We start from the raw sequence: 8,836 nt of genomic DNA, 5'->3' as shown, positions 1-8,836 counted from the left end.
CTCGCCCCCCCGCCCCCACCCGCCCCCCGCAGCACAAGTCTCGCTCAACGCACACCCCCACCCCGCACCCCCCCCCCCACAACCACCCCCCCACACAAGCCAATCCCCACACAAGCCAGCTCCCACACAAGCCAGCTCCCACACAAGCCAGCTCCCACACAAGCCAGTTCCCTCAGAGTCAGTAACCGACGGTGAAGCGTTGGCGCGAGTGCTTCGGCGATTCCACTTCGTCGATCAGGGCGATGGCAAAGTCAGCAAAACTGATCCAGCTACGGCCCTCGGCGCTCACCAGCAGATCGTCCTGGCCCAGACGGAATTTCCCGGTGCGCTCGGTTTCAACAAACTCCGCCGATGGCGACAGGAAGGTCCAATCCAGGTCTTTTTCCTGACGCAGCACGTCGAGAAACTCAGCCCCGGCGCTGGCTTCGGCTTTGTATTCAGCCGGGAAACCCTCGCTGTCGATCACTCGACTGCCACCTGGCAACAACAGCGAACCCGCACCGCCCACCACCAGCAGGCGTTTCACGCCGGCTTTTTTTACCGGGCCGATCACGGCGCTGGCGGGCAGGGTGGCGAAGTGCGCCGCACTGATCACCACGTCGTTGCCGCTCACTGCTTGCTGCAAGGCCGTTGCATCAAGGGCGTCGACCTTTTTAACGGTAAGGCCTGGGCGTGCGGCCAGCGTGTCGGTGTTACGCGCAATGGCAGTAACGGTATGCCCACGACGCAGCGCTTCTTCCAGCAGTTGGCTACCGGCACGGCCGGTGGCACCAATGATTGCAATCTTGCTCATGACGTTCTCCAGTACGTTAGGGTTTAAAACCAATCACCACTTCATTTCGCCCTTGGCGACTTTGGCACCCAGTTCCAGGCTGCTTTCGTCTTTAAGGTTCGGGTAACGCTTTTTCATCGCCGCGATCAGCGCAGTCGAATCCTTGGCCTTGGCGGTCTCGATATCGAAGGCCTTGATGTAGTCGGCGGTAAAGGCCACGGACTGCACGGTCGGTGTGCCCAGGTAGTGGCCAGGGATCACGGTGGCCGGTTTCAGGTCCTGGATACGTTGCAGGGTGGCCAGCCAGTCGGTGTGGGATTTGGCGGTTTGCGTGTCGGCCATCCACACGTGGGTGTTTTCAAACACCACGACGCCACCGACGACCGCCTTGATCGAGGGGATCCACACAAAGGTGCGCTCAGGTTGCGGACCGTCCAGGCCGATCACTTCCAGGCTTTTGCCTTCCAGCGTCAGGGTATGGCCCTGCAACACCTGCGGGATGATGGCTTTGCTTGGCTTGTCGTCGCCGAGTTTCGGGCTCCAGAACGCGATTTTTTGCTCGACGGTGGCCTTGATATGGTCCACCACCGGCTGGGTGGCCAGCACTTTGGCGTCGGGGAACGCGGCGGTCAGGGTGTCGAGGCCGAAGTAGAAGTCCGGGTCGCCGTCGCTGACGTAGATGGTGGTGAGGTGTTTGCCGCTGCTGCGGATTTTCTGCACCAGTTGCTCGGCTTGGGTCTTGCCGAACTGGGCGTTGACCAGGATGAGGTCTTTTTCACCGCTGACCAGTACCGAGCTGACCGGCATCATGGCCGAGGTGCCAGGGTTGTAGGCATCCAGCTTCAGGTCGGCAGCCGCAGCATGGGCAGCGAACGCCAGGGCGGCCGAAGCCAGGGCAAATCGTTTAAGTACCGAGATCATGTGCAGCTCCAGCAGCAGGTAAGTGATGCACAGAGCTTAGTTGCACCAAACACAACAAAAAATGCGATGCTTGGACATAGTTTGTTTCTAAAAGCGTGCAAATCATGGATCGTCTTCAAGCAATGCGGGTGTTTGTCACGGTAGTTGACCTGGGCAGCCAGTCCGCCGCCGCCGATCAGTTGGACCTGTCGCGGCCGGTGGTCTCGCGCTATCTGGCTGAACTTGAGGATTGGGTCGGTGCGCGCTTGATGCATCGCACCACGCGCAAGCTCAGCCTCACCGCCGCCGGCAGTGAAACGCTGCCGCGCTGCCGGCAAATGCTGGAGCTGTGCAGTGACATGCAGGCGGCCGTCAGTGAGCCGGATGAAGCGCCGCGTGGCCAGTTGCGCCTGAGTGTCAGCAGCTCATTCGGCCAGGCGCAGTTGGCGGATGCCGTGGCCGAATTCGTCAAGCGCTTCCCGTTGGTCAGCATCGACCTGCAGATGCTCGACCGCACGGTAAACCTGGTGGATGAGCGTATCGACCTGGCCATCCGCACCAGCTTTGAGCTGGACCCCAACCTGATCGCGCGCAAGCTCACGCTGTGTCGCTCGGTGATCTGCGCGTCACCGGCGTACCTGCTGGAACACCCGCAGCCTCGGCAAGTCCACGACTTGGCGGAGCACAACTGCCTGACGCATTCTTACTTCGGCAAAAGCCTGTGGCACTTCACCGAGAACGGCGAAGCAGTCTCGGTGGCGGTGCAGGGCAATATCACCGCCAACGAGGCCACGACCTTGCTGCGGGTGACGCTGGCGGGCGCCGGGGTGGCGCGGCTGCCCAGTTATCAGGCGGGGGACTACATCCGCAGTGGCGAATTGATCCGGCTGCTGCCCGAGGCTGAGCCGCAGCAAATGAACGTCTACGCCGTGTATGCCTCGCGTAAACACATGCCGTTGGCGTTGCGCAGCCTGCTGGATTTTCTGGTGCTGCGGTTCCCGGAAGAGCCGGTGTGGGATATCGGTCTGTAAAGCCGACATAAAGATGTTGAATGACGCCCAATAATGGCAACTCGCCCTGACTGACCTATGCTTTAAACAGCACCGAGTCGATCTATTCAGAGGTGTGCCATGACCCTAAAAATTAGAAAGTACCTGATGATTTTCATCCTGTCCGCGTTAGCCACCGCGCTGTACGGCACGGCCGCCTATCGGGTTGAACAGACCCGTATGCAACCGACCTTTGCGATCAGTTGCCATCAGGATCTGTGTGTGCCGCGTACCGGTAGTTTCAGCGCGCTCAGGTAGGCTGTGATCGTTCCCACGCTCCGCGTGGTAATGCAGCCCAGGACGCTCCGCGTCCCGCGTCAATCCGCCTTCAGTTGCTCGCGAAACGCCTTGGGCGAAAACCCCACCCGGCGGCGGAACAGCCGGGAGAAGTTGGTCGGGTCGGAAAACCCCAACACCTCCGACATCTCATTGATGGTCATGCTGGTGTAGGTCAGCAAGCGCTTGGCTTCCAGCAACTGGCGGTCATGCATGATCTGCAAAGCAGGCTGGCCACCCAATTCCCTGCACGTACCGTTCAGGTGTGAGACCGAGATACCCAGCTTGTGCGCCAGGTCTTCAATCTTCGGGTGTTCGCGGTAATGTTGCTCGACCAACTGCGTGAAGCGACGGAAATACTCCCGGCCACGTGGGGCGCGCGGGTGGCGGCGCTGGATGGCTTGACGGCTGATCCACACCAGCAGCACGCTGACCAGGGCGTGCATCATCATGTCGCGGGCCGGTTGTTCATCGGCGTACTCATCCTGCAGTCGGTCGAACAGGCTGTTGAGGTAATCGCTGTCCTTGCCGGCGGGGTAATTGCCCAGGGCCTGCAAACCGTCCACCGTCGCGCCTAACTGTGTCTGCAAATGGCTGACCAGCGGCGCGGCCAGCGTCAGGATAAAACCTTCCACATCTTCAGAAAACCGAAACCCGTGTACACACAACGGCGGCAGCACCTGCAAGGTGGCTTCGCTGAGGGTAGTACGCTGGCCTTCGATTTCCAGCTGCGCCTGGCCTCTGTGTACGTACAGCAACTGGCACAGGTCCGCGTGCCGGTGGGGTTGGATTTCCCACTGGTATTCCCGGCTCCGTCGGGAAATGGTTTCACAGTGCAACAAATCCGGAGTCGGCCATTGCTGACTTTCTCCGTAAAGCTTGAAGACCGGAATCGCGGTACTGGCAGTTTTGGTCATGGTTTCAATCCGATACTCAGGATAGTGGTGCGGTAATCGCCCCAATTGGCAAAAAGCGCAGGCTTTGTCTCAGTTTTCACCTTCTTATGGCGGCCACTCAAGTGAAAAATGATCAGCAACAGGATGAATGACAACTCTTTCACCCTATCCGTTCGGGTGAAGCTTGCGAGCCATAAAAATAATGAAAACGCTGAAAACCCAAGTCGCCATTATTGGCGCCGGTCCCTCCGGATTGCTGCTCGGCCAACTGCTGCATAACGCTGGTATCCAGACCCTGATTCTAGAGCGCCAGAGCGCCGACTACGTGCAAGGCCGTATCCGTGCCGGTGTGCTGGAACAAGGCATGGTCGACCTGCTGCGCGAGGCCGGCGTCAGCCGACGCATGGACGCCGAAGGCCTGGTGCATGATGGCTTTGAGCTGGCGCTCAATGGTCAGCTGACCCATATCGACCTCAAAGGCTTGACCGGCGGTCAGTCGGTGATGATCTACGGCCAGACCGAAGTCACCCGCGACCTGATGGCCGCCCGCGAGGCTGCCGGGGCTGTGACCCTGTACGAGGCGCGCGACGTGCAGCCCCATGACCTTAAAACTGATCGGCCCTGGCTCACCTTCGAACATGCCGGCGAAACCTATCGCCTGGACTGCGACTACATCGCCGGGTGCGACGGTTTCCACGGGGTGGCGCGCCAGGCGATTCCGCCTGAGGCGTTGCAGGTGTTCGAGCGCGTCTATCCGTTCGGCTGGCTGGGCATCCTCGCCGATACACCGCCGGTGCATGACGAGCTGGTGTATGCCAAACATTCGCGTGGCTTTGCGTTGTGCAGCATGCGTTCGCCGACCCGCAGCCGCTATTACCTGCAGGTGCCGGTCGATGAGCCTCTGGATGATTGGTCGGATGAGCGTTTCTGGGCCGAGCTGAAAACCCGCCTGCCCAGCCAGTTGGCCGAGCAACTGGTCACCGGGCCGTCAATCGAAAAAAGCATCGCGCCGCTGCGCAGCTTTGTGGTGGAGCCGATGCAGTACGGGCGCCTGTTCCTGCTCGGTGACGCCGCGCATATCGTGCCGCCCACCGGCGCCAAAGGCTTGAACCTGGCGGCCAGTGATGTGAGCACGCTGTTTCGGATCATGCTCAAGGTGTACCGCGAGGGCCGCGTGGACTTGCTGGAAAAATACTCGGCCATCTGCCTGCGCCGGGTGTGGAAGGCCGAGCGGTTTTCCTGGTGGATGACCTCGATGTTGCACCAGTTCCCGGACGCCGACGGCTTCAGCCAGCGAATTGCCGAGAGCGAGCTTGAGTATTTCATCCATTCGCAGGCGGGGCGCAAAACCATCGCAGAAAATTACGTCGGACTTCCTTACGAAGCTATCGAGTAGCCTGCTATCGTATCCAGCATTCCCGCAGGCTCTTCCTTGCCTGCGGGCCTTGCTCGAAGGTTATGCCGTGACCAGCCTCAACCAACCCGCTCAGCCCGTTCCTGCCGTTCGCAGTGTGCTCGCCGCCTTGATGCTGGCGATTTTCCTCGGCGCCCTGGACCAGACCATTGTCGCCGTGTCAATGCCGGCGATTTCCGCGCAGTTTCACGATGTAAACCTGCTGGCCTGGGTGATCTCCGGCTACATGGTGGCGATGACCGTGGCCGTACCGATCTACGGCAAGCTCGGCGACCTGTACGGGCGCCGGCCGATGATGTTGATCGGCATGGGTGTGTTCACCCTGGCCTCGCTGTTTTGCGGCATGGCGCAAAGCATGGAGCAGTTGGTGCTGGCGCGGATTCTCCAGGGCATCGGTGCCGGCGGGATGATCTCGGTCAGCCAGGCGATCATTGGTGACATCATCGCGCCCCGTGAGCGTGGCCGTTACCAGGGCTATTTCAGCAGCATGTACGCGGTGGCCAGCGTGGCCGGGCCGGTGCTGGGCGGCTACATGACCGAATACCTGTCGTGGCGTTGGGTGTTTTTGATCAACCTGCCGCTGGGCGCCGGGGCCTGGTATGTGGCGCACCGCACACTGGTAGGGCTGCCGGTGCCGCAGCGCAAGCCGATTATCGATTACCTCGGCACCGTGCTGATGATCATCGGCCTGACCGCCTTGCTGCTGGGCATCACCGAAATCGGCCAGGGCCATCATTGGCGTGACGAGCAAGTACTGGGGCTGTTGGCCTGCGCGTTGGTGGCCTTGACGGTGTTCGTGTGGCACGAACGCCGGGCGCGCGAGCCATTGTTGCCGATGCACCTGTTCGCCAATCGCAGCGCAGTGCTGTGCTGGTGCACGATTTTCTTCACCAGCTTCCAGGCGATTTCCCTGACGGTGTTGATGCCGTTGCGTTATCAGACGGTGACCGGCTCGGGGGCCGACAGCGCCGCCTTGCACTTGCTGCCATTGGCCATGGGCTTGCCGATGGGGGCCTATTTCGCCGGGCGCATGACCTCGGTGACCGGGCGTTATAAACCGATGATCCTCACCGGCGCATGCTTGAGCCCGCTGGCGATTCTCGGCATGGCCTACAGCGCGCCGCAGGCGGTGGAGCTTACGGCGGTGTTTATGCTGCTGTGCGGGATTGCGGCGGGGATGCAGTTTCCGACGTCCCTGGTGGGTACACAGAACTCGGTGGAGCAGCGCGATATTGGCGTGGCCACCAGCACGACTAACCTGTTCCGCTCGTTGGGCGGGGCGGTCGGTGTGGCGTGCATGTCGGCGTTGCTGCTGGCGTTGTTGCAGGATTCCAGCTTTGCGCATTTGGCCAGCGGCGCGCTGGGGGCTGAAGGCAGTTCCGGCAACGTGTTGCTCGACGGCCTCAACGCCGCGCCGGGGCCTGCGCAGGATGCCTTGCGCGGGGAGCTGGCGGTGACATTCCGGCATTTGCTGATGGTGAGTGCGGCGGTGTCGTTGCTGGGGTTGGCGGCGGCCATTGCGATGCCCAATCGTGTGCTGCGTGGGCGTGAAGACAAAGCACGTTAACTGACACAACGATGATCAAACTGTGGGAGCAGGCAAGCCAGCTCCCACAATGGATTGCATTCCAACTCAGATCAGGGGCTGTAGTACCCAACCGCCACCATAAAATGCCCGGCCTTGCGCACGTACGCATGCTTATTCTCAACCTTGTCGGTCACCGGGTTCTTCCAGCGGTACTTGTATTCGCCCTGATCCTGCTCGGCCATCAGCTTCAGAATGGGTTCACCCACCGGCTTGCCATCCTGGTCTTTGATCTTGCGAAAGTCGGTATTGACCAGTCGCAAGTTGGTGCCATGCGCCACATACCGCCCGGTGTTCAGATCGACCACAAACACATACAAATCATCCTGCAGAAACCCGCCCTGCAATGAATTGATCGCCTTGAGCGTGCCTGCCTCATCCTTGACCAGCGCCTTCACAGCCTTGTTGCGCAACGCTCGGGCCTGTTCCGGTGTGGCCCGTGGCAGGTAGTAACCCACCGCCAGGATGCGTTCACCCACGCGCTGATAAAACACGTGCTTGTGCTCAACCTTGCCGTCGTTCCAGTTCTGCCAGCGGTAGTCGGCTTGTTGGATGCCCTGGCCTTCGGGCACGGTCAGCGCCTGTTTGAACGAAGCTTGCAGGTCTGGCCCGAGCACCTCGGACACATCACGGCCGATCAATGCAGAGGAAGGCCCGCCGCTGGCTAACAACACGCCCTTGGTGTCGACCACGAACACATAGCGGTCATGGTCGATAAACTCACCCTGGCGGCTGAACGCGGCGAAGGCTTTGTCGCCGTTGCTTTGGAAGTAAGTGACAGCCTTTTCCAGCAGAGCCTTGGCGGCCCGAGCGTCCTCATCCTGAGTGGTCGCGTGCACCTGGCTGAACCCCAACAGCAGCAGGCAGGTGAGTCGGAGCAATCCCTTCATTACCGATCCCTCGTTATGGTTGATGTGAGCACAGCGTAGACGGCTCCTGCTCAGGGCGCCGCCAGCCACTGATTGACGATGCCTTCATACACCCCGGTGGCCATGCTCAGGTGCAGCCACTGGTCGACGTAGCTTTTCCACGCCACATCATCGCGGGGCAGCAGGAAGGCCTTTTCGCTGTATTGCATCTGCCGCTCGGGGTTGACCGCACACAGCCCAGGTTTCTGTTTTTGCTGGAAGCGCGCTTCGCTGGCGTCGGTGATCATCACGTCGGCTTTGCCCGCCAGCAGTTCGTCGAAAATCGTCACGTTGTCATGCAGGCGGATTTGCGCCTTGGCCAGGTGGGCGCGGGCAAACACCTCGTTGGTGCCGCCCGCCGGCTCGATCACACGCACCTGCGGCTGGTTGATCTGCTCGACGCTCTGGTAGCGCTGTACATCGGCGCAGCGCACCAGCGGGATCTTGCCATCGACGCCGAGAGGCTGGCTGAAGAAGGCTTTTTTCTGGCGTTCCAACGACACCGAAATACCGCCCACCGCGATGTCGCAGCGCTGGGCGAGGAAGTCCGGCATCAGGGTTTTCCAGGTAGTGGGCACCCATTTGATGTTGGCGTTGAGGCTCTTGGCCAGGGACTCGGCCATGGCGATATCAATGCCTTCGTAGCGCCCATCGGCACGCAGCGAGGTGTAGGGCTTGTAGTCGCCGGTGGTGCAGACGGTGAGGGTGCCGTTTTGCAGTACCTCGTCCAGGCGTGAATCGGCCAGGGCGTGGGTGGCCACGCTTGCCAGTAAACAGAAGACCAGGGGAGCTTTCATGCGGTCGAATCCTTGGGGCATGCTCGGGTCGCCATTATTTCCAGCTATGCGCAGGGATGGCAATTGTTTAGCCAGGCTGCAACCAAACTCCGTCAACCCTGAATTGAACAACCTTTGTGGGCGTGTGACGCTGCCGGGCATCTACCTCACTGTGAATCTCGCATGGACGGCTCCCCTGACACTCACCTCGCGACACTGCCGTCCGCGCTGGCCTTCTGGGCCTTGTTCCACTGCCGACA

Annotated in this window: 9 protein-coding genes; 4 read left to right on the top strand and 5 right to left on the bottom strand. The window is 60.8% G+C overall.

Features of this window, described 5'->3' with window-relative positions; all coding sequences use genetic code 11:
* Positions 1–178 precede the first annotated feature (178 nt).
* Positions 179–793: an NAD(P)-dependent oxidoreductase gene (locus tag GIW48_RS17735; RefSeq protein ID WP_236462049.1), complete on the bottom strand. Its 615-nt coding sequence runs from the start codon at positions 791–793 to the stop codon at positions 179–181.
* A 33-nt stretch (positions 794–826) separates the two neighbouring features.
* Positions 827–1,693, bottom strand: a complete 867-nt coding sequence (locus GIW48_RS17730; protein WP_236462046.1) for an MBL fold metallo-hydrolase — start codon at positions 1,691–1,693, stop codon at positions 827–829.
* A 104-nt stretch (positions 1,694–1,797) separates the two neighbouring features.
* Here GIW48_RS17730 and GIW48_RS17725 point away from each other — a divergent pair, with 104 nt between their 5' ends.
* Together GIW48_RS17725 and GIW48_RS17720 are read left to right on the top strand one after the other, a co-directional pair.
* Positions 1,798–2,703, top strand: a complete 906-nt coding sequence (locus GIW48_RS17725; RefSeq protein WP_170040559.1) for a LysR family transcriptional regulator — start codon at positions 1,798–1,800, stop codon at positions 2,701–2,703.
* 99 nt (positions 2,704–2,802) lie between these two features.
* Positions 2,803–2,979: a hypothetical protein gene (locus GIW48_RS17720; RefSeq protein ID WP_167353682.1), complete on the top strand. Its 177-nt coding sequence runs from the start codon at positions 2,803–2,805 to the stop codon at positions 2,977–2,979.
* Positions 2,980–3,038: 59 nt separating this feature from the next.
* Here GIW48_RS17720 and GIW48_RS17715 read toward each other — a convergent pair whose 3' ends face one another.
* Positions 3,039–3,914, bottom strand: a complete 876-nt coding sequence (locus GIW48_RS17715; RefSeq protein WP_170040558.1) for a helix-turn-helix domain-containing protein — start codon at positions 3,912–3,914, stop codon at positions 3,039–3,041.
* A gap of 190 nt (positions 3,915–4,104) precedes the next feature.
* Between GIW48_RS17715 and pobA the strand changes: the two genes are divergently transcribed.
* Positions 4,105–5,289 carry a 4-hydroxybenzoate 3-monooxygenase gene (gene pobA, locus GIW48_RS17710; RefSeq protein ID WP_170040596.1) on the top strand — a complete coding sequence of 395 codons (1,185 nt, stop codon included), beginning with the start codon at positions 4,105–4,107 and terminating at the stop codon, positions 5,287–5,289.
* Positions 5,290–5,356: 67 nt separating this feature from the next.
* Positions 5,357–6,874, top strand: a complete 1,518-nt coding sequence (locus GIW48_RS17705; protein WP_169985528.1) for an MDR family MFS transporter — start codon at positions 5,357–5,359, stop codon at positions 6,872–6,874.
* 71 nt (positions 6,875–6,945) lie between these two features.
* Here GIW48_RS17705 and GIW48_RS17700 read toward each other — a convergent pair whose 3' ends face one another.
* Positions 6,946–7,782 (bottom strand): cache domain-containing protein, encoded by an 837-nt coding sequence (locus GIW48_RS17700; protein ID WP_236462043.1) that lies wholly within the window; start codon positions 7,780–7,782, stop codon positions 6,946–6,948.
* A gap of 50 nt (positions 7,783–7,832) precedes the next feature.
* Positions 7,833–8,597 (bottom strand): transporter substrate-binding domain-containing protein, encoded by a 765-nt coding sequence (locus tag GIW48_RS17695; protein ID WP_026013725.1) that lies wholly within the window; start codon positions 8,595–8,597, stop codon positions 7,833–7,835.
* Positions 8,598–8,836 lie beyond the last annotated feature (239 nt).

Origin of the sequence: Pseudomonas sp. PA-6-3C (assembly GCF_021605825.1) — a bacterium.
Taxonomy (GTDB): Bacteria; Pseudomonadota; Gammaproteobacteria; order Pseudomonadales; family Pseudomonadaceae; genus Aquipseudomonas; species Aquipseudomonas edaphica.
This window is presented reverse-complemented; position numbering and strand designations above follow the sequence as displayed.

What these genes read in the sequence shown, in the direction of transcription:
- GIW48_RS17700 (WP_236462043.1), bottom strand. Translation starts at nt 7,782, where the DNA reads ATGAAGGGATTGCTCCGACTCACCTGCCTGCTGCTGTTGGGGTTCAGC.
- GIW48_RS17735 (WP_236462049.1), bottom strand. Translation starts at nt 793, where the DNA reads ATGAGCAAGATTGCAATCATTGGTGCCACCGGCCGTGCCGGTAGCCAA.
- GIW48_RS17725 (WP_170040559.1), top strand. Translation starts at nt 1,798, where the DNA reads ATGGATCGTCTTCAAGCAATGCGGGTGTTTGTCACGGTAGTTGACCTG.
- GIW48_RS17730 (WP_236462046.1), bottom strand. Translation starts at nt 1,693, where the DNA reads ATGATCTCGGTACTTAAACGATTTGCCCTGGCTTCGGCCGCCCTGGCG.
- GIW48_RS17720 (WP_167353682.1), top strand. Translation starts at nt 2,803, where the DNA reads ATGACCCTAAAAATTAGAAAGTACCTGATGATTTTCATCCTGTCCGCG.
- GIW48_RS17715 (WP_170040558.1), bottom strand. Translation starts at nt 3,914, where the DNA reads ATGACCAAAACTGCCAGTACCGCGATTCCGGTCTTCAAGCTTTACGGA.
- GIW48_RS17695 (WP_026013725.1), bottom strand. Translation starts at nt 8,597, where the DNA reads ATGAAAGCTCCCCTGGTCTTCTGTTTACTGGCAAGCGTGGCCACCCAC.